Here is a 20629-nt window from a genome sequence, read left to right as displayed (position 1 = left end):
TACATTGTAACAAAGGCTGAGCCTCTCAGCCGAACGGGGTGGCCTATTCACATGAGCCAGATCACATGAGCCAGAGCTGGCGATGAGCTGGTTTCGCGCGAACATCAAAGATGTCTCGCGGCTCGCGCTGTTGGCGCTGGTGCTGCAATTCGCGCTCGCGTTCGGCCATGTTCATTGGCTCTCCGCGCAGAGCCTGGACGGCAGTCGTATCACGACCGCACAGGCCCATACCGGCTCCTCTCCCGCAAGCCAGGACCCCGACCAGCAGCCCTCCGCTGATGGCTGCGCCATCTGCGCCGTCATGGCGATGGCACAATCGATCCTGCTGTCACCGACGCCCGTTCTGACGCCTCCTGAAGCGGTCGCATTTCGTCTGCCCGATGCGATCACCGCCACTGTCGCGGCTGTCGTCGTCGACACCGCCTTCCAGCCGCGCGCTCCTCCCATCGCCTGATCCGAACCGCTCGAAACGCCGCCACGGTTGCGCTCACGCGCACGGCGGCAGCGTGCAGGAATGGGTCCGTCGCAAGCCGACGGCAGGTGCATCCCGCCAGCAACGAAAGACGTGGGACGCCTGATCAGGATCAGGAATTGAAGGATGTTGTCGAGAGCCTTGATGTCGGGCTGCAGCGCCGCAGCCATGTTGTGCGTTTTGGGTGCGCCCGCGCGCGCTGACGATCCGAAGCCGGCGGCCGAGTTGCCCGAGGTCAACGTGACAGCGCCAAGCCCGATACGGGCACGGAAGCCGGTGGTGCCGCGGCCCAATCCTACCGCGCGCGTCGCGCGCGGGCCCCGTGCGCCGACGCCAGCGCGAGAAGCACAATCAGCGCCACCGCCGCCGCAACAGGGCGTGCTGCCTGTCGTCACCGACCAGTTCGCAACCGTCACCGTGGTGCCGAACGAGGAGCTTCGCCGCTCCGGCGCCGCCACGCTCGGCGACCTTCTCAATTCGAAACCCGGCATTACCGGATCGAGCTTCGCGCCGGGCGCCTCGAGCCGGCCGATCATCCGCGGCCTCGACGTCAACCGCGTCGGTATCGTCGAGAACGGCATCGGCGGCGGCGGTGCGTCCGACCTCGGCGAAGATCATTTCGTGCCGATCGATCCGCTCACCAGCGACCAGATCGAGGTCGTCCGCGGCCCCGCGGCGCTGCGCTACGGCTCCACCTCGATCGGCGGCGTCGTCAGCGCCACCAACAACCGCATTCCGCAGGCCCTGCCGACCTGTTCGACCGCGCCGTTCCAGACCTATGGCCTGCCGGCGAGCGCGCCGGCCGCGGGCAGCGCGCCTTGCGTCACCGCGGAAACGCGCACCTCGTTCAGCTCGGTCGACCGCGGCGTCGAGGGCGGCGTGCTGCTCGATGCTGGCGGCGGCAACTTCGCACTTCATGCCGATGCCTACGGCCGCAAGACCGGCGACTATTCGATTCCGGGCTACCCCTATCTGTTCGACCAGACCCGCCCGGTGAACGGCCGGCAGCCGAACTCCGCCGTGCAGAACGATGGCGCCTCGATCGGCGGCAGCTACTTCTTCACCGGCGGCTTCATCGGCGCGGCGATCCAGCAGACCGATGCGCTCTACCACATCCCCGGCATCGACGGCGCCGACAGCCGGACCCGGATCGACGCACACCAGACCAAGATCACCGCCAAGGGCGAGTATCGCCCGGACTCCGCGGCGATCGATGCGATCCGATTCTGGGCCGGCGCGACAGACTATCGGCACAATGAGCTCGGCCTTGCAGCCGTCACCGACCCGACCACCGATGGCGTGCGCCAGACCTTCACCAATCGCGAGCAGGAAGCGCGCGTCGAGATGCAGATGATGCCCGTCAATCTGCGCTTCGCCACGCTGACGACCGCCTATGGCGTGCAGGCCGGGCACCAGGAGCTGAATGCGCCGAGCCCCGACAACCCCGGCTCGGTGTTCAACGGCCTGTTCGGCCCCAACACCAACAATCGCGTCGCCGGCTATGTCTTCAATGAGTTCGCCTTCTCGCCCTCGACCAAGGCGCAGGTCGCCGGCCGGATCGAGCACGTCGCGCTGAACGGCTCCACACCGAACTTTCCGGTCGACTATCTGCCGGACGGCACGCCGCAAGCCAACATCGCCCGCAATCCGTCGTACACGCCGAAGAGCGCGAGCGTCGGCCTGTTGCAGAACCTGCCGGGCGATCTGGTGGCGAGCGTGACCGCGCAATATGTCGAGCGCGCGCCGAAGCCAGCCGAGCTGTTCTCGCGCGGCGGCCATGATGCGACCGCAACCTTCGACATCGGCAATCCGAACCTGACCATCGAGACGGCCAAAACCGTCGAGGCCGGGCTGCGCAAGGCGACCGGCCCGTTCCGCTTCGAGGCCACGGCCTACTACACGCAGTTCAGCAACTTCATTTATCGCCGGCTGACCGGCGTGATGTGCGACGACGATTTCGCGTCCTGCGGCACCACGGGCACCGCGCTGAACCAAGCGGTCTATTCGCAGCGCAACGCGCTGTTCCGCGGCTTCGAGTTCCAGAGCCAGTACGATGTCGCCCAGCTCGGCACCGGCATCTGGGGCATCGAGAACCAGTTCGACGTCGTGCGAGCCACCTTCCCGGGTGGCGTCAACGTGCCGCGGATCCCGCCGATGCGCGTCGGCGGCGGCCTGTTCTGGCGCGATGCCAACTGGCTGACCCGCATCAATCTGCTGCACGCTTTCGCGCAGAACGACATCGCGCCGATCGCGGAGACTCCGACGCCCGGCTACAACCTGCTCAAGGCAGAGGTCAGCTACCGGACCAAGCTCAACCCGAACATGTTCGGCGCGCGCGAGATGCTGGTCGGCCTCGTCGGCAACAATCTGTTGAACGAGAAGATCCGCAACTCGGTCTCCTACACCAAGGACGAGGTGCTGCTGCCCGGCATCGGCGTGCGGATCTTTGCCAATCTCAAGTTCTGATTGCGAATTCGGTCGGGGCGCGGAGGAAAGCAATCTGAGCCCCCTTCGTCATTGCGAGGAGCGAAGCGACGAAGCAATCCAGACTTCTCTTGGGGCTCTGGATTGCTTCGCTTCGCCGCTTCGCTCGCAATGACGACCTACCTGGCGTAATCCCAGTCGGGACGGATCGCACCCTCGACGTCCTCGAATGCGCCGTCGGCGAGCTCGTTCACCAGCAGCCGGTTGTAGTCGACCGGGCCCGGCATGATCGCCCGGCCTTTCGGCACCGGCTTGAACCCGACACGGCTGTAGTAGGCGGCGTCGCCGACCAGCAGAATCAAGCGATGGCCCTGCGCCCGCGCGTCCGCGATCGAGCGCTCCATCAGCATGCGGCCGATGCCGTGCTTGCGGAACGGCGGCTCGACCGTCAGCGGCCCGAGCATCAGCGCCTTGGTGTCGCCGACGCAGATCGGGAGCTGCCGCACCGAGCCGACCAGCAAAGTGCCGATATGGGCGGTGAACGACAGCGCGAGCAGATGATCGACATGCTCGCGCAGTCGATAGGCACTCAGCACGAAGCGGCCGGGGCCGAAGGTGCGCTCATGCAGCCGCTCGATCGCCTGCGCGTCGCCCGGCTTTTCGGCGGAGATCGTAATGGACAGGTCACTCATGTGGGGTGGCGAGATAGCATTCTGGAGCGGCGCGGTCCATGGCGGGCCGTCCACGTGTTGACAGCATTCGCCCGCCGCCGGGGGGGCACCGATGCCAATTTTCTGAGCATTCGCGTGGCGTGACCGAAGATTGTGCTAAGATGTCAAGTTTCCGGAGCCGCCCTCGCTTAACCTGCCCCAGGTCATGAGCGTTGTGGTCGCCGTCGCGGCCGCTGGGACCGCTCTGACGCAGCACGAGCGGCAGGTCGAAGATGACGGGTGCGTTCCGGTCGCGCCATCGCGGCGAAACTCATGTGTTCGATGATCTCAAGACGCTGTTGGCCTGCGCCTCGCCGCGCCGGTCCGGCGATGAGCTGGCTGGCCTCGCAGCCGACAGCGCCGCGCGGCGGGTGGCGGCGCGGATGGCGCTCGCTGACGTGCCGCTGCGGCGTTTCCTCGACGAGCCGCTGATTCCCTATGAGAGCGACGAGGTCACGCGCCTCATCCTCGACAGCCACGATGCCGCCGCATTCGCGCCCGTCGCGTCGCTGACCGTCGGCGAATTGCGCGAATGGCTGATGTCCTGGGAGGCGGACGCTGACCGGCTGGCCGCCCTCGCGCCGGGCCTGACGCCGGAGATGGTGGCCGCGGTCTCCAAGCTCTGCGGCAATGGCGATCTCGTCGCTGTCGCCGCCAAATGCCGGGTCGTGACCCGCTTCCGCTCCACGATCGGCTTGGAGGGGCGGCTGTCGTCGCGGCTGCAGCCGAACGATCCGACCGACGATCCCCGGGCGATCGCCGCAGGCACGCTCGATGGCCTGCTGTTCGGCATGGGCGATGCGGTGATCGGCATCAATCCCGCGACCGACAATGTCGAGGCCTGCATCCGCCTGCTCACGATGCTCGATGATCTCAGGCTCAAATTCGAGGTACCGACGCAGTCCTGCGTGCTGAGCCACGTCACGACCTCGATCCAGGCGATCGAGAAAGGCGCGCCGCTCGATCTCGTCTTCCAGTCGATCGCCGGCACCGAGGCTGCCAATGCCGGCTTCGGCGTGACCCTGGCGCTGCTGGCCGAGGCGCAGGACGCGGCCTTGTCGCTGAAGCGCGGCACGATCGGCAACAACGTCATGTATTTCGAGACCGGCCAGGGCGCGGCGCTGTCGGCCGACGCTCATCACTGCCTCGATCAGCAGACGGTCGAGGCCCGCGCCTACGCGGTGGCGCGCGCCTTCTCGCCGCTGCTGGTCAACACCGTGGTCGGCTTCATCGGTCCCGAATACCTCTACGACGCGAAGGAGATCATCCGCGCCGGGCTGGAGGATCATTTCTGCGCCAAGCTGCTCGGCGTGCCCATGGGCTGCGATGTCTGCTACACCAACCATGCCGAGGCCGATCAGGACGACATGGACGATCTGGCGCTGCTGCTGGCAGTGGCCAACGTCAACTTCCTGATCGCCGTGCCCGGCGCCGACGATATCATGCTCAACTATCAGAGCCTGTCGCATCACGACGTGATGCGGCTGCGGCATCTGCTCGGCCGCCGCCCGGCGCCGGAGTTCGAGGCGTGGCTGGCACGGATGGGCCTGCTCGACAGCAGCGGCCGCATGCCGCCGCTGCCCGGCAGCGCGCCGGCCGTGGCCCGGCTGATCGGCCATGGAGCGCGCGCGTGAGGGACGATGCGTTCGACATGTTACGCCGGATGACGCGCGCCCGCGTCGCGCTCGGCCGCTCCGGCGACGGGCTGCCGACGCAGGCCAAGCTCGCATTCCAGATGGCGCATGCGCTCGCGCGCGATGCCGTATGGGGCAAGGTCAATTTCGACGGCATCGCCGACGCGCTCGCGCCGCGCGAGGTGATCAAGGTCGCGAGCGCAGCGCCGGACCGCGCCAGCTATCTGCGCCGGCCCGACCTCGGGCGTCGCCTGGCCGCGGAGGATGCCGCCAGGCTAACATCCGGTCCGTATGATCTCGTCTTCATCATTGCCGACGGGCTGTCGGCGGATGCGGTCGAAAGCCATGCCGCCGCTGTCGTGATCGCCACCGCGGCGCGTCTGACAGGCCTGTCTATCGGCCCGGTCGTGCTGGCTTCGCAGGCGCGCGTGGCGCTGGGTGACGCTGTCGGCGCCGCGATGCGCGCCCGGCTGGTGGCGGTCCTGATCGGCGAGCGTCCGGGTCTGTCGGCGGCGGATTCCCTGGGTGTGTATCTGACACTGCACCCTGCCCCTGGCCTGCGCGACAGCGCGCGCAACTGCATCTCCAACATTCACCACCATGGGCTGTCGGCCGAGCGCGCCGCCGACAAGCTGGCCTGGCTGGTGCGCGAGGCGCTGCGGATCGGCGTCACCGGCATCGGCCTCAAGGAGGCGGCGCCGGACGCCGCGATCGAGACGACCACACCGTCATCACAAATCACCCATCACAAACAGACAGGAGCGACTGGACATGAGTGACGAGACCAAACCGACGCTTTCGAAGAGCCTGACCGGACTCCATCTCTGGGGCATCGCGGTCGGGCTCGTCATCTCCGGCGAATATTTCGGCTGGAGCTATGGTTGGGACAAGGCCGGCACGCTCGGCTTCCTCGTCACCACGATCTTCATCGCGGTGATGTATACGACCTTCATCTTTTCCTTCACCGAACTCACCACCGCGATCCCGCATGCCGGTGGTCCGTTCGCCTATTCCTACCGTGCCTTCGGCCCGCTCGGCGGCTTCGTCGCCGGCTTTGCGACACTGATCGAATTCGTGTTCGCACCGCCTGCCATCGCGCTCGCCATCGGCGCCTATCTTAACGTCCAGTTTCCGGCGCTGTCACCCAAGACCGCCGCGCTCGGGGCCTATGTGGTGTTCATGGCCCTCAACATCGCGGGCGTATCGATCGCAGCGACGTTCGAGCTGTTCGTCACGGTCCTGGCGATTGGCGAGCTCCTGGTGTTCATGGGCGTCGTGTCGCCCGGTTTTTCCTTCGCCAATTTCACCGCCAACGGCTGGGCCGGTGAGAATTCGTTCTCGCTGGCGAGCATCGGCGGCATCGTCGCAGCGATCCCCTTCGCGATCTGGTTCTTCCTGGCGATCGAAGGTGCCGCCATGGCCGCGGAGGAGACCAGGAATCCGACGAGGACCGTTCCTCGCGCCTACATTGCCGGCATCCTGACGCTCGTCGTGCTCGCCTTCGGCACCATGATCATGGCCGGCGGCGTCGGCGACTGGGCGAAGCTCGCCAACATCAACGATCCCTTGCCGCAGGCGATGAAGATCGTGGTCGGCGAAAACTCCGGCTGGCTGCACATGCTGGTGTGGATCGGCCTGTTCGGACTGATCGCCTCGTTCCACGGCATCATCATGGGCTACTCGCGGCAGATCTTCGCGCTGTCGCGCGCCGGCTTTCTGCCGGCCAAGCTCGCCGCACTGCATCCGACCTGCCGCACGCCGCATTGGGCGATCTTGGCCGGCGGTGTGATCGGCATCGCCGCGATCTACTCCGACGAGCTCATCCAGTTCGCCGGACAGACGCTGACGGCGAACATCGTCACCATGAGCGTGTTCGGCGCGCTCGTGATGTACATCATGAGCATGGCCGCTCTCTTCCGCCTGCGCGCCACCGAGCCCAATCTTATCAGGCCGTTCAAGGCGCCGCTCTATCCGGTGCTCCCGGCCGTGGCGCTGGTGTGTGCGACGCTCTCGCTGCTCACGATGATTTGGTTCAACCTGCAGGTGTTCGCAGCCTTCGTGGTGCTGTTCGCCGCCGGTCTGCTGCTCTATCGTCTGACGGCCGGCAAGCGCGGCAACGCGGCGAATGACGATCTGCTCGACATCGCTTTGACCGAGGCCCGCGCCATGGCCGACTGATCCGCCAGGGCCCGCGAGATCCAGGAACGAGGCAAGCCCTCCGCGTCCCTGCGCGGAGGGCTTTATCGATAGCCCGCTTCGGCAGGCACGTGACTTGCATAACTACGAGGTGTCAACCGACGGCGTACGTCCTCAAAGGCGAGGATTTCATGGCACAGCCTCTTGCAGCCGAACGCGAGCATCCGCGCGACCGCAGCCGGAACATTCTGGCCGCTGCTGCGACCGGTGTCGCTGATTTCATCGCCCTGACGGGAGGCCGTCCGGAAGCGGTATTCGAACGGGTGGGCATCGATGCCGAATGCCTGGGCCAGACCCGCCGCGCGCTCGACCTCGCCGACTATGTCGCGATGATGGAAGACGCCGCGCAGGAGACCGGCAACGACAATTTCGGACTGTGGTTCGGCCAGCGCTACCAGCCGCAGATGCTCGGCCTGATCGGCGAGATCGCGCTGTCCGCGCCGACGCTCGGTTCGGCGATCGAGCACCTCGCGCTGTGGTTTCCCTGGCATCAGCAGGCCACCGAGACCCGCCTCGCCCGCAAGGACGGCTTTCTCCGCCTCGAATATCGCATCCTCGACGGCTCGATCGTCGATCGCCGGCAGGATGCCGAATTGACCATGGGCATGTTCGCGAACGTCTTCCGCGCGTGCCTGCCATCGGGCTGGGCGCCTGACATGGTGCTGTTCGAGCATGCCCGGCCGGCCGCCTGGCGCGATCATGAGGCAGCCTTCGATGCCGACGTCGGATGGTCGCAAGGCACCAATGCGCTGGTGTTTCGCGACCGCGGCCTGGACCGCGCCATGCCAGGGGCCGATCTGTCACGCCTGCAGCGGCTCACGACCGATCTTGCCAGTGTCGCCGGCTCGTGCGGCACGCCGGCGTTCCTCGATCTGATCCGCGGCGAGATCAGACGGCGGCTGTCGGCCGGCGCGCTGCATCTCGAGGAGGTCGCCGACGCGCTGTCGACCACGCCGTGGACGTTGCAGCGCCGGCTTGCCGAGTTCGGCGCCACCTTCTCCGACCTCGTTGAGGCGACCCGGCTCGACCTCGCCCGCCACTATCTGCGCCAAGCGCATCTGCCGCTAGGCGACGTCGCCTTCCTGCTCGGCTATTCCGAGGCGTCCGCGTTCTCCCGTGCCTTCGCGCGCTGGAGCGGCTGCAGCCCGCGGCAGTGGCGCCAACGGTCATTGCAGGCGACGGCTCGCAGCTAGCGCCACGCCGCCGGCATCAATCAGCCGGCATCGTCTTCTCGACCAGCCGCACCCAATAGGAGGCGCCATGGCCGAGAATGTTGTCGTTGAAGCGATAGGCCGGGTGGTGGCAATCCTTGCCGTCGCCCATGCCGAGGAAGACGAAGGCGCCGGGACGGGCCTGCAGCATGAAGGCGAAATCCTCGGCCCCCATCAGCGGCGGCGCATTGTCGACCACCCGCTCCGCGCCGACAACGTCGCGGGCGACGTCAGCGGCGACGCCGGTCTCGCGCGCATGGTTCATCGTGATCGGGTAGAGCCGCGTGTATTTCGTCGTCGCCTCACCGCCATAGGTGCGGGCGATGCCGTCGGCGACCTCGGCAATGCGGCGCTCGACCAGATCCTGCACCTCGGGATCCAGCGTGCGCACGGTCCCCTTCAATTCGACGGTCTCCGGAATGACGTTCATCGCCTTGCCGGCCTCGACGACGCAGATCGAGATGACCGCCGACTTGATCGGATCGACGTTGCGCGACACGATCGACTGCAGCGCCGTGATGATGTGCGCGGCGATCAGCACGCTGTCGACCGCCTTGTGAACCCCGGCGCCGGCATGACCGCCCTTGCCGCGGACGGTGATCTCGATCTGGTCCGATGACGCCAACATCGGGCCCGGCCGCAGCGCGAAGACGCCTTCGGGCACGCCCGGCGCATTGTGCAGACCGTAGACCTCCTGGATGCCCCAGCGGGTCATCAATCCATCGTCGACCATCGCCTTGCCGCCGGCGCCGCCCTCCTCGGCGGGCTGGAAGATTACGATCGCGGTGCCGTCGAAATTGCGCGTGTCGGCGAGATGCTTGGCGGCACCCAGCAGCATCGCGGTATGGCCGTCATGGCCGCAGGCATGCATCAGGCCCGGCGTCTTCGACGCATAGGGCACCCCCGAGGCTTCCTCGATCGGCAGCGCATCCATGTCGGCGCGCAGGCCGACGGTGCGACCTGAACTCGTCCGACGGCCGCGGATGACACCGACCACGCCGGTGCGCCCGATGCCCGTCACCACCTCGTCACAACCGAATTCGCGCAAGCGCTCGGCGACGATGCCGGCGGTGCGATGCACCTCGTACATCAATTCCGGATGTTCGTGGAAATCATGGCGCCAGGCGGCCATGTCGTCGGCGAGCGCGGCGATGCTGTTGAGGATGGGCATGGAGGCGGTGTTCTCGTTCAGGACGTTGACGCCCGAACCATGACCGGAACGGCGGACAGACACAAGCTTTCGCCTGCATCAGCCCTCGATCGGTGCGTGTGACAGGTAGGCCAGCAGCTTCATCTCGCGACGACCGCGGGTGACGGTGTCGAGCACGAGGCCCGACGAGGCCGACAGCAGCGCCATGATCATCAGGCCCATCGACAGCACGGCGGTCGGCAGCCGCGGCACCAACCCGGTCTCGATATAGGTGACGAAGATGGGAATCGCGAAGCCGATCGAGACCAGCGCGAGGAAAATGCCGATCGCGCTGAAGAAGCGCAGCGGCTTCTCCGAGCGATAAAGCTTCAGGATCGTGCCGAGGATGCGGAAGCCGTCGCGCCAGGTGTTGAGCTTGGAGACGGACCCTTCGGGCCGCGCGTAGTATGGCGTCGCGACCTCGGCGACCGGCAGCGCCAGCTCCAGCGCATGCACGGTCAGCTCGGTCTCGATCTCGAATCCGTCGGAGAGGACGGGGAAGGATTTGACGAAACGGCGCGAGAATACGCGGTAGCCGGACAGGATGTCCTTGAAGGCCTGGCCGAACACCTCGGCGAGGAAGCTCGTCAGCATCCAGTTGCCGGTGCGATGACCCATGCGATAGGCGGCCTGCTCCTGGTCGACGCGCAGGCCCACCACCATGTCGAGCCGCTCGCTGACGAGACGCGCGATCATGCCGGGCGCACTCGGCGCGTCATAGGTCGCGTCGCCATCGACCAGGACGTAGATGTCAGCATCGACATCGGCGAACATGCGCCGGACGACGTGGCCCTTGCCCTGCCGCCGCTCGCTGCGCACCTCGGCGCCGGCCGCGCGCGCGACCTCGATGGTGCGGTCCTTGGAATTGTTGTCGTAGACATAGACCGTGGCCGTCGGCAGCGCCTGCTTGAAATCGCGGACCACGGTGGCGACCGCGGCCTCCTCATTGTAACAGGGCACCAGCACGGCGATCCGCATCGAAGGTGATATCATCGACCCCTCTCCCACGGCCGGGAGACTGCCCTCATTCGGTGCAGAAATTCATAATGATCCGGCGGCAACGTGCTGTTCCGGCCGCCAGGTGGGAATGACCTTAACGCCGTCTAGCACCTCGCGCAGGCGGGACAGCGTGCCGAGCGTGGTTCCCTCCGGCAGCGCATCATTTGCGAAGAATCCGGTCTCCACGATCTCGAGGTTCGGCTCCGGCGGTCGGTCCTGCGTGAACCTTTTGATAACGAAGACGGCGACGTGGTCGCGCGACGAGACGTGGCTGTTGAGGAAGATGCCGTGCAGCTCCGGCTCGCCTTCGAGCGCGATCCGGCCCTCCTCGAACAGCTCCCGCGTCAGCGCCTCGATGAACGTCTCGCCGACCTCGACGCCACCGCCCGGCAGGTGCCAACCCGAGACATAGCCATGCCGGACCAGGAACACGCGGTTCTCGGCATCCAGCACCACGCCGCGGACGCCGAGCGTCATGCCGCGGGCGAAGCGCCAATAGAGATGGAAGCCGCGGCGGAGCACGGGCTCGAACCGGATCCGCAGCCGGCTCAGATGTGTCGTCATCGCTGTCGTCGTCCTGGTTGTTCTTGCGCTCGCTGGCAGGGCTTGTCATGAGAGCCGGGCACCACGAGGGATAGCACGAGATGACATCTGGGCGCGCTTGCATCCGCCATCGGCACCGAGGGGCATAATGGCCGCCTTCACGCTCGCTCATCTGTCCGACCCGCATCTCGCGCCACAGCACAAGCCGCGCCTGTCGGAGCTCGCCGGCAAGCGCGCGCTCGGCTATCTCAACTGGACGCGCAATCGCTACAAATACCATCGCAGCGACATCCTCGATCTGCTGATCTCCGACCTGCACACGCAGATGCCGGACCAGATCGCCGTCACCGGCGATCTGGTCAATTTCGCCCTGGAATCGGAATTCCCGCTCGCCCAGGCCTGGCTCAGGACGGTGGGTCCGCCGGACAAGGTCACCGCGATCCCGGGCAATCACGACGCCTATGTGCGCTCGACCCGGCTGCGCTTCGCCGAGAGCTTTGCCGACTATTTCGGCGGCGATGCCGCGGGACCGGCAACGTTCCCGTCGCTGCGCCGGCGCGGGCCGCTGGCGCTGATCAGCCTGTCCTCGGCCGTGCCCTCGGCGCCGTTCATGGCGACGGGACGGATTGGCAGCGCGCAACTCGCCGCGCTTGAGCTGCTGCTCGAATCGCTTGCGCACGAGCAGCTGTTCCGCGTGCTGCTGGTGCATCATCCGCTGCGCTCGGCCCACCGGATGAAGCGGCTGACCGACGCCAAGAAGCTGATCGCGCTGCTCGCGCGCCATGGCGTCGAGCTGATCCTGCACGGCCATGACCACGTGCATTCGACCATCTGGATCGACGGCCCGGAGCGCAAGATCCCGGTCGTCGGCGTGCCCTCGGCCTCCTCGATCGCGCATGGCCACTATCCAGCCGCGGCCTACAACATATTTGCCATTAGCAGCGACGGCAATCACTGGCGCTGCGACATGACCGTGCGCGCGGTCAACGAGGCGCTGCGCGTGCGCGAAATCCGCGAGGTCCGCCTGCTTTGAGTCGCGGCCAAGTCCTCAGATCTGCTGCAGGCTCGCATAGAACGCGACCCCGAACAGCGACAGCGCGCCAAGCACGAAGCCGAGCACGAACGGCCAGAACCCGCCGCGCCGCCGCGGCGCCTCGCTGGTCTCCTTCGCCTGAGCCCGGGCGACGCTGAAGGCACGCTCGCGCTCGACCATGCGGCGGGCGACGTAGTCGGTGACGGCTTTCACGATCGCACCAATGTCGTGCGACTCGACGAGCACGATGCGGCCGTTGCGGGTGTCCTGCACGAAGCGATACTGCCGCTTGTCACGCCCCATCACGACATGGGCGACGACGTCGATCCACAGCCGCGGCGTCTCGCCCTGGCTGATGCCACGGTCGAACAGATCGAGCTGGCTCGGGATCTCCGCGAACAGGGGGTCGAGCGCGTCGTTGAGGATCTCCAGCCGAGCCACCTCGGCGTCGCGCAGGTCGACCACCACGCCCGTTCGGTCCGCGGCCTCGATCCGGGCCTGGCGCAGCGCTTCGCGCAGGCGCACGGGGCGGGAGTCTGTGCTGCTATCGGCGGCCTCGGACATCGCTCACGCTTTCACGGTTCGGCCCTGGTTTCGCCAGGTTCCCACCGTGTAAACCTAGCAGTAACCCAGTATTCTGCAATCCCCTTTCATCTTCAATGGGTTATAAGCACGCCGTCGTAACCACGAAAAGGACGTGGGCGGCCCCCGCCGATGTGATCCGGCTGAGACCGCCCCGTCCTTGGGCTCTTCCTTGAGCTTATTGAAATACCCGGCAATGCATTCCTTGCGCGGCCGCGTCAGGCGGCCGGAGCGCGCTGCGGTTCCTCGACGATCGAGAACCGCACGCCAGCCTTGTGGCGGTTCTCCTCGGACACCTCGCGCCAGCAATCCTCGGCTTCCTTGCGCGACTTGAACGGACCCTTCACCTGGGCCGAGCCTTCCACCAGCTTGTGGAAATTCATCGAGCCGAACTCGCCGCCGATCACCCAGAAATTGCTGCTCATGAGACTCTCCTTCAACCGTCACAACTTTGACAGTGCATTGCGAATTGCCTGACAGGAGATAAACGCGAGTCCGGCTGTTTCGTATAGAGCCCTTGTTTTTGAATGGTGATGACATGTAACATCATCACTTGTCATAAATGTCATTTTGTAAACTTTGTCACAAAGGCGGGCCGGCCGGCCCGAAGGGGGATCGCGATGCCCGGCGAATCCGGAAAGAAGCTGTTCGTCGGCCCGCGCTTCCGGCGCATCCGCCAGCAATTGGGGCTGTCGCAGACCCAGCTCGCCGAGGGCCTCGGCATCTCGCCGAGCTATGTCAATCTGATCGAGCGCAACCAGCGCCCGGTCAGCGCCCAGATCCTGCTGCGGCTGGCCGAGACCTACGACCTCGACCTGCGCGACCTCGCCAGCGCCGACGAGGACCGCTTCTTCGCCGAGCTCAACGAGATCTTCTCCGATCCGCTGTTCCGCCAGATCGAGCTGCCCAAGCAGGAGCTGCGCGATCTCGCCGAGCTCTGCCCCGGCGTCACCCACGCGCTGCAGCGGCTGTACGCGGCCTATGCCGAGGCGCGCCGCGGCGAGACCCTGGTGGCGGCGCAGATGGCCGACCGCAACGAGGGCGCCCGTTTCGAGGCCAACCCGATCGAGCGCGTGCGGGACCTGATCGAAGCCAACCGCAACTATTTCGCCGAGCTCGAGCAGCAGGCCGAAAGCCTGCGCGACGCGCTCGACGTGCCGGCCGAAGGGCTCTATGCGGCGCTCGCGGCGCGGCTGCGCGAAAAACATTCGGTGCAGACACGGGTCATGCCGGTCGACGTGATGCGCGAAACGCTGCGCCGCTACGACCGCCATCGCCGCCAGCTCCTGGTTTCCGAGCTGGTCGACGGGCCGGGCCGCACCTTTCAGCTCGCGGTCCAGCTCGGCATGGCCGAATGCCAGCCGCAGTTCGAGGTGATCCTCGGGCGCGCGGGTGCGCTCGACGACACCTCGCGCCGACTCTATCGCATGACCTTGGCGAGCTACTTCGCCGCCGCCGTCATGATGCCTTACCCCGCCTTCCTCGCCGCGGCCGAAGCGCTGAACTACGACATCAACGTGCTGGCGCAGCGCTTCAACACCGGCTTCGAGCAGGTCTGCCACCGCCTGACCACGCTGTCGCGCCCCAATGCCCGCGGCATTCCCTTCTTCATGCTGCGCGTCGACAATGCCGGCAACGTCTCCAAGCGCTTCTCGTCGGGCACCTTCCCGTTCTCCAAGTTCGGCGGCACCTGCCCGCTGTGGAACGTGCATTCGACCTTCGACACGCCCGACCGGCTCCTTAAGCAGATCATCGAGCTGCCGGACGGTTCGCGCTATTTCTCGATCGCCCAGATGGTCCGCCGCCCGGTCGCGCCGCATCCGCTGCCGCAGCCACGCTTCGCGATCGGGCTCGGCTGCGAGATCAGGCATGCGTCGCGCCTCGTCTACGCCGCCGGCATGGATCTGGAGAAAACAGAGGGCACTCCGATCGGCGTCAACTGCCGGCTCTGCGAACGCGAAAACTGCGCCCAGCGCGCCGAGCCGCCGATCACGCGCACGCTGATCTTGGACGAGACCACGCGGCGCGTCAGCTCGTTCGCGTTCAGCAATGCGAGGGAGCTTTGAGACCACGGCTCTCTCCTCCGTCATTCCGGGGCGCGCGAAGCGCAAACCAGGAATCCATCCAACGACACCGCCTGCGGCCCTGATTCCGGGCTCGCGCTTCGCGCGCCCCGGACTGACACCGGGTTTTTAGCCCCATCTATCCACGTCATTGGGCACGGCGCGCAGAGAGCAGCGCCAGATGCAGACAGCGCCGCATGCGCGCCTTTGCCCACCCTACGAACTGCAATCGCTAAGAGAGCTTTCGTTTGGAAGAACCTCGCGTTGCCAAAGAATGAACCGACCTAATCCGAGGCCAGCCGCGAGAAGCGGAAGTTGCAGTGGCTTGCGCCACCGGCCAGCGTCTGCGTCCGCTCGAGCCGGACGCCGCGCGCCGCATAGGCGTCGACGTCCAGCCCGCAGATGTTCGGCAGGATGTCCTTGTCACCATGACGAGCGGCGAATTTGCAAAAGCCGCAAGCCTTGTAGTCGATGCCGAATTCGAAGGTGTCACTCGGGCCGGGCTCGACGACATCGTAGACGAAGTCGTCAGGAAATTCGCGCCGATGGCTTTCCGATGTACTCAACGCCGCCTGTTGACGCAAGAAGCTCCGGTTCTCGGGCGACATGAATCGGCGGCCCGCTTCGAGACGCTGCGCTTCAGGCTCCGTGAGCAGCTGCGCCTTGTGGACCTCTCGTTCGATGTCGCCGATCACGGCGGATGGCAAGCCGTGTCGCCGGAGCACACGGCTCATGGCCATGAAGCCGATGAGCTGCATGAAGAACGCGGTCATGCGGCTTGCGGCGCCTCCGACATATGGAAGCTGGTTGAGCACGACGTCGAACTCCTTCATGACGTCGGCCCTGATTGCATCGATGTCAGACAGCTCAGCCCGCTGGCTCAGGAAGGGACCGGCAAGGTCGAGGCGCTGGCGCATGGCGTCCTGCATGGCGCCGATGTGCGTCTGGTAGAAGAGATGGATATCGGACATCGAACCTCCTTCGTTGCCGGACCTGTCCGGCCAGCACGTTGAGCAAGCAACCCTACCCGCGACCATCCGCGCGCCTCAAAGCAGAGTTTCTGCGGCTCAGCGAAAGAAAATCTATTGCAGGCCTACGGACCTGCCGTGCCAGAGTGCCTGACGATGACCTACAGCCTCCCTCCCCTGAACGCGCTCCGAGCCTTCGAAGCTGCGGCGCGACATCTCAGCTTCAAGCTGGCTGCGCATGAGCTGCATGTGACGCCCGCTGCTATCGGGCAGCACGTGAAGGCCCTCGAACTGCGCCTCGGGGTGCGTCTGTTCGAGCGGCTGCACAAGCAACTCGTCCTGACGGCGGAGGGACAGTCCTATCTGGTCGGGATCTCCGACGGCTTTCGCCGCATCGCAGATGCGACCTCGCAGCTCAAACCCCGATGCGCGGTGCTGCTGCAACTGGGCGTCCACGACGGCTTCGATTTGCGTCGCCTCGCGCTGGAGCATTTCCGCGGCACACATCCCGACATCGGATTGCGGGTCGTGCAGCCGGCCGGCTTGCATGAGTTGGTCGAAGGGAAGGTCGACGTGTTGATCGACCGTGGCCTTAGCAACCATCCCGGCTATCGCTGCGACAGGATCGAAGGGAGCAGCGGCTTGGGAGACTGGCTCATCGCACCTGAAGGGACGGCGGAGTGTCCGGAAGTGACGGGCTTGCGCGTATGGTTGCGTTCCAGATCGGCTGACGCCTTGCCGACCGACCGTCGACCAGGTCGGATCGGCCTCGTCCGACGTTGAAGCCTCCCCCCTCGCCTTTGCCAATATAGAGCCGTGCGAGCAACGACCGGTCAGCGGCGTCATGATCGTCGTTCATGTGCCGTTCGGACACGACGATCGATTATTCGGGCTGAAAGGTCGCGCTTCCCGATGGAACCCGACGCCTTCAGAAATGTTGCTCCGCAGTTCCATGCAGCAAAGCGAGAATAAGTTGAATCGCCGTCAGTTCATTCAATCTGCGGCTGCGATCCCGGTCGCCGCATCGCTGGCGCGGAGTGCGTCGGCAGCGGCGCAGCCGTTCAGTGCAGCCACTGTCCGCGACCTCGCGCGCAATCTCGCGGCCAAGCCCTACGCTGCGCCGGACGACAAGCTGCCGGACGCGCTGGCCAAGCTCGACTACGACGCCTATCGCTCGATCCGCTTCCTGCCGGACCATGCGCTGTGGCGCGGCGATAACCTGCCGTTCCAGGCGCAGTTCTTCCACCGCGGCTCCATCTACAAGGACCGGGTCGACATCTACGAGATTGCCGACGGGCAGGCCAAGCCCGTGGCCTATCGTCCGGAGGACTTTGCATTCGGTCAGCAGGTCGCGGCGTTCCCGGCCGCCGATCTCGGCTTTGCCGGCTTCCGCATCCACGCGCCGATGAACCGGCCGGACTACTACGACGAGGTCTGTGTGTTTCTTGGCGCGAGCTATTTTCGCGCGGTCGCCAAGGGCGAGATCTACGGGCTCTCCGCGCGGGGGCTGTCGATCGACACCGGCGAGGCCAAGGGCGAGGAATTTCCGGTGTTCAAGGCGTTCTGGCTGGAGAAGCCGACGGGCGGCGCCACCGCGATGGTGGTGCACGCGCTGCTCGACAGCAAGAGCGCCACCGGCTCCTACCGGTTCACCATCCGTCCCGGCGAGACGACCGTGTTCGACGTCGAGGCCTCGCTGTATCCGCGCGTCGAGATCGCTCACGCCGGGCTCGCGCCGATGACCAGCATGTTCTTCTTCGGACCCAACGACCGCAACGACGTCGACGACTTCCGCCCCGCCGTGCACGATTCCGACGGGCTGGCGATGTTCAACGGCAAGGGCGAGCAGTTGTGGCGCTCCCTGAGCAATCCGCGAGACCTGCAGGTCAGCGTGTTCAACGATCTCAACCCGCGCGGCTTCGGCTTGATGCAGCGGGAGCGAAAATACGCCGCCTACCAGGATCTGGAATCGCATTTCGAACGGCGGCCGAGCCTGTGGATCGAGCCGATCGGTGACTGGGGTGAAGGCGCGGTGGTGCTGTTCGAGATTCCGACCAAGCAGGAGATCCACGACAACATCGCCGCATTCTGGCGACCGAAGGCGCCGCTCGCCGCCAAGGGCGAGCACAACATGACCTACCGCCTGCATTGGGGCCAGGATGCGCCGAAGCCGCATGCGCTCGCGCGCGTCACTCGCACCGGCGTCGGCGTTCACGGCGAAGGACGGCTGTTCGTGCTCGAGCTCGAGGGAGACGCCTTGAAGGAACTCGATCCGGGCCAGGTCAAAGGCGTGGTCAGCGCCGACAAAGCGGAGGTGACCAACATCGTCACGCAGCCCAACCCCGAGACGGGCGGATGGCGGCTGAGCTTCCAATGTGCCGTGAATGGCGCACCGGTCGAGCTGCGCGCCGAGCTGACCGCCAATGACAAGCTCGTCTCCGAGAGCTGGATCTATCGATGGACGCCGTAACCTCAAGGCAGATGCGCGCGCCTCATCGCGCGGCGATCAACAGCTTCCTTCCCGCAGAAGCGCCGCTCGCGATGGAGCCGTCGCCGCTGCATCACGTTCCGGCGGCGCAACAGGCGATCACGAACGGGCCACGCATCGCGTTGCGGCGCGCGCTGATCTTCGCCGGCACGGCCGCATTGACGTTGGCCGGCTGCTACAAGATGTACGAAGTGATCGAGGTCGGCGGGGTGACCGTGCTGGAAGGCATGGTGCTGGTGCTGTTCTCGATCCTGCTTGCGTGGATCGCCTTCGCCTTCGTGTGCGCGCTGGCCGGCTTCTATGCCTTGCTGGGGCGGCGGCGCGACACGATCGCGATCGACATCGACGGCCCTCTGCCCGATCTCGCAAGCCGCACGGCGATGCTGCTGCCGACCTACAACGAGGATCCGCATGCGGTGATGGTGCGGCTGCGGGCCATGATCGAATCCGTCGCCGAGACCGGTCAGGCCGAGCACTTCGACTGGTTTCTGCTGAGCGACACCACTGATCCCGACATCTGGATCGGCGAGGAGGCCGCGTTTCTGGCGCTGCGCGAGGCCTGCGGCACCGATCGCGTGTTCTACCGGCACCGCGCCGACAATGTCGCCCGCAAGGCGGGCAACATCGCCGAATGGGTGCGGCGCTTCGGCGCGGCTTATGATCACATGATCATCCTCGACGCCGACAGCCTGATGAGCGGCCCGACCGTGGTGCGGCTGGCGCATGCGATGGAGCACGCCCCGGAAGCGGCGCTGATCCAGACCCTGCCCGTGATCGTCAACGGCACCAGTCTCTTCGCTCGCCTTCAGCAGTTCGCCGGCCGACTCTACGGGCCGGTCATCGCCGCCGGCAATGCCTGGTGGTACGGCGCCGAAGGCAACTATTGGGGCCACAACGCCATCATTCGCGTCGCGGCGTTCGCGCAGGACGCGGCCCTGCCGGAGTTACGCGGCCGCAAGCCGTTCGGCGGGCATATTCTCAGCCACGACTTCATAGAAGCCGCGCTGATGCGCCGCGCCGGCTGGGGCATCTACATGACGGTCGACCTCGACGGCAGCTTCGAGGAAGTCCCGCCATCGCTGATCGACCATGCCGCGCGCGACCGGCGCTGGTGCCAGGGCAATCTGCAGCATCTGGCGGTGCTGCCGGCGCGCGGCCTGCATTGGGTATCGCGGCTGCACCTGTTGATCGGCATCGGCGCCTACATCACCGCGCCGCTATGGTTCGCCTTCCTCGTGCTCGGCATCCTGATTTCGCTGCAGGCCAATTTCGTCCGGCCGGAATACTTCCCGAAGGGCTTTGCGCTGTTTCCGACCTGGCCGGCCCAGGACCCGGTGCTCGCCGCCCAGGTCTTCGCGGCGACGCTCGGCCTGCTGATGGTGCCGAAGCTGCTCGCCTGCCTCGTCACGTTGTTCACGCCGACGCGCCGCCGAGGCTTTGGCGGCGCGTTGCGCCTCTGCGTCGCCGTGCTGGCGGAGACCGTGCTGGCTGCGCTGATCGCGCCCTCGATGATGATCTTCCAGTCGGTCGCGGTGATCGAGATCCTGCTGGGACGCGACGCCGGCTGGCAGGTACAGCGCCGCAGCGACGGCGGCGTGAGCCGGCAGGAGATCTATCGAAAGTTCGCGCTGCCCACCCTATGCGGCCTCGCAATGGCTGCCAGCGCCTATGCGGTGTCGCTGCCTCTGCTCGCCTGGATGTCGCCGGTCATTGCCGGCCTCGTGCTGTCGATTCCGATCGGACTTCTGACGGGCGGCCGCAGCACCGGCACCGCCCTGTTCGTGACGCCCGAGGACCGGACGCCACCGCGCGTGCTGATCCGGGCGCGGGAGCTTGCCGATGAGCCCGAGCCCCGCCGCGAGGCCGCGCTGGTCGCACTGCAGCGGAATGCCGAGCTGCGGCGACAGCATGTCGATGCCCTGCCCGCGCCACAGCGGCGCGAGCCGGGCGACATCGACGTCGACCTCGCCACCGCCAAGGCGCGGATCGCGGGGGCCGGCTCGTTCACGCAGGCGATCCGCTTCCTGTCACGCCGTGAGATCCTGGCCGTCCTCAGGGATGGCGCGACGCTGGAGCAGCTCGTCGCACTTCCCGCATGAGCGCCTGGACGACCTGCC

At 66.2% G+C, this 20629-nt stretch carries 18 protein-coding genes; 11 read left to right on the top strand and 7 right to left on the bottom strand.

The window, feature by feature from the left end:
• Positions 1 to 82 precede the first annotated feature (82 nt).
• Entirely contained in the window at positions 83 to 454 is a 372-nt protein-coding gene (locus QX135_RS06225) for a DUF2946 family protein (RefSeq protein WP_316176855.1), read from the top strand.
• Between the two features lie 162 nt (positions 455 to 616).
• The gene (locus tag QX135_RS06220) at positions 617 to 2938 is read left to right on the top strand and encodes a TonB-dependent receptor (RefSeq protein ID WP_315785732.1); all 2322 of its coding nucleotides are present in this window, start codon (positions 617 to 619) and stop codon (positions 2936 to 2938) included.
• Positions 2939 to 3075: 137 nt separating this feature from the next.
• Here the strand turns inward: QX135_RS06220 and QX135_RS06215 are convergent, their stop codons facing one another.
• Positions 3076 to 3588, bottom strand: a complete 513-nt coding sequence (locus QX135_RS06215; RefSeq protein ID WP_316176856.1) for an N-acetyltransferase — start codon at positions 3586 to 3588, stop codon at positions 3076 to 3078.
• A 251-nt stretch (positions 3589 to 3839) separates the two neighbouring features.
• On the opposite strand from QX135_RS06215, the gene QX135_RS06210 reads away from it, so the two are divergent.
• The 4 genes from QX135_RS06210 (at position 3840) to QX135_RS06195 (ending at position 8629) form a co-directional block, all read left to right on the top strand.
• Positions 3840 to 5240 carry an ethanolamine ammonia-lyase subunit EutB gene (locus QX135_RS06210; RefSeq protein ID WP_316176857.1) on the top strand — a complete coding sequence of 467 codons (1401 nt, stop codon included), beginning with the start codon at positions 3840 to 3842 and terminating at the stop codon, positions 5238 to 5240.
• Positions 5241 to 5257: 17 nt separating this feature from the next.
• Complete coding sequence (gene eutC / locus QX135_RS06205; protein ID WP_316177274.1) at positions 5258 to 6019, top strand: ethanolamine ammonia-lyase subunit EutC; 762 nt, start codon at positions 5258 to 5260, stop codon at positions 6017 to 6019.
• Positions 6012 to 7418: an ethanolamine permease gene (gene eat / locus QX135_RS06200; RefSeq protein ID WP_315773435.1), complete on the top strand. Its 1407-nt coding sequence runs from the start codon at positions 6012 to 6014 to the stop codon at positions 7416 to 7418. Before eutC ends, eat begins: the two co-directional genes overlap by 8 nt.
• A gap of 149 nt (positions 7419 to 7567) precedes the next feature.
• Complete coding sequence (locus tag QX135_RS06195) at positions 7568 to 8629, top strand: AraC family transcriptional regulator (RefSeq protein ID WP_315811813.1); 1062 nt, start codon at positions 7568 to 7570, stop codon at positions 8627 to 8629.
• Between the two features lie 16 nt (positions 8630 to 8645).
• On the opposite strand, the gene QX135_RS06190 is transcribed toward QX135_RS06195, so the two are convergent.
• The 3 genes from QX135_RS06190 to QX135_RS06180 all read right to left on the bottom strand — a co-directional run bounded on the left by QX135_RS06190 (position 8646) and on the right by QX135_RS06180 (position 11399).
• Positions 8646 to 9818: a M20 aminoacylase family protein gene (locus QX135_RS06190; protein WP_315757010.1), complete on the bottom strand. Its 1173-nt coding sequence runs from the start codon at positions 9816 to 9818 to the stop codon at positions 8646 to 8648.
• A 78-nt stretch (positions 9819 to 9896) separates the two neighbouring features.
• Complete coding sequence (locus QX135_RS06185; RefSeq protein ID WP_315738367.1) at positions 9897 to 10829, bottom strand: glycosyltransferase family 2 protein; 933 nt, start codon at positions 10827 to 10829, stop codon at positions 9897 to 9899.
• A 48-nt stretch (positions 10830 to 10877) separates the two neighbouring features.
• Positions 10878 to 11399, bottom strand: coding sequence for an NUDIX domain-containing protein (locus tag QX135_RS06180; protein WP_315738368.1), 522 nt, complete (start codon positions 11397 to 11399; stop codon positions 10878 to 10880).
• 127 nt (positions 11400 to 11526) lie between these two features.
• Between QX135_RS06180 and QX135_RS06175 the strand changes: the two genes are divergently transcribed.
• A complete protein-coding gene (locus tag QX135_RS06175; RefSeq protein WP_316176859.1) occupies positions 11527 to 12411 on the top strand; it encodes a metallophosphoesterase in 885 nt (294 codons plus the stop codon).
• A gap of 15 nt (positions 12412 to 12426) precedes the next feature.
• Here the strand turns inward: QX135_RS06175 and QX135_RS06170 are convergent, their stop codons facing one another.
• The gene (locus QX135_RS06170) at positions 12427 to 12975 is read right to left on the bottom strand and encodes a hypothetical protein (protein ID WP_315738370.1); all 549 of its coding nucleotides are present in this window, start codon (positions 12973 to 12975) and stop codon (positions 12427 to 12429) included.
• Positions 12976 to 13211: 236 nt separating this feature from the next.
• Entirely contained in the window at positions 13212 to 13418 is a 207-nt protein-coding gene (locus QX135_RS06165) for a hypothetical protein (RefSeq protein WP_315717315.1), read from the bottom strand.
• A 195-nt stretch (positions 13419 to 13613) separates the two neighbouring features.
• Here QX135_RS06165 and QX135_RS06160 point away from each other — a divergent pair, with 195 nt between their 5' ends.
• Positions 13614 to 15059 carry a short-chain fatty acyl-CoA regulator family protein gene (locus tag QX135_RS06160; protein ID WP_316176860.1) on the top strand — a complete coding sequence of 482 codons (1446 nt, stop codon included), beginning with the start codon at positions 13614 to 13616 and terminating at the stop codon, positions 15057 to 15059.
• Between the two features lie 281 nt (positions 15060 to 15340).
• Here the strand turns inward: QX135_RS06160 and QX135_RS06155 are convergent, their stop codons facing one another.
• Complete coding sequence (locus QX135_RS06155; RefSeq protein ID WP_316176861.1) at positions 15341 to 16027, bottom strand: L-2-amino-thiazoline-4-carboxylic acid hydrolase; 687 nt, start codon at positions 16025 to 16027, stop codon at positions 15341 to 15343.
• Between the two features lie 153 nt (positions 16028 to 16180).
• Between QX135_RS06155 and QX135_RS06150 the strand changes: the two genes are divergently transcribed.
• From QX135_RS06150 to mdoH, 3 genes are all read left to right on the top strand, one after another.
• Positions 16181 to 16807, top strand: a complete 627-nt coding sequence (locus QX135_RS06150; protein WP_316176862.1) for a LysR family transcriptional regulator — start codon at positions 16181 to 16183, stop codon at positions 16805 to 16807.
• Positions 16808 to 16997: 190 nt separating this feature from the next.
• On the top strand, positions 16998 to 18494 hold the full coding sequence (locus QX135_RS06145; RefSeq protein ID WP_316176863.1) for a glucan biosynthesis protein G: 1497 nt from the start codon (positions 16998 to 17000) through the stop codon (positions 18492 to 18494).
• Positions 18482 to 20611: a glucans biosynthesis glucosyltransferase MdoH gene (gene mdoH / locus QX135_RS06140; RefSeq protein ID WP_316176864.1), complete on the top strand. Its 2130-nt coding sequence runs from the start codon at positions 18482 to 18484 to the stop codon at positions 20609 to 20611. Before QX135_RS06145 ends, mdoH begins: the two co-directional genes overlap by 13 nt.
• Positions 20612 to 20629 lie beyond the last annotated feature (18 nt).

Origin of the sequence: Bradyrhizobium sp. SZCCHNR1098 (assembly GCF_032489375.1) — a bacterium.
Classification (GTDB): Bacteria; Pseudomonadota; Alphaproteobacteria; order Rhizobiales; family Xanthobacteraceae; genus Bradyrhizobium.
The sequence above is the reverse complement of the archived record's forward strand: the minus strand, read 5'-3'. Positions and strand labels throughout refer to the sequence as shown.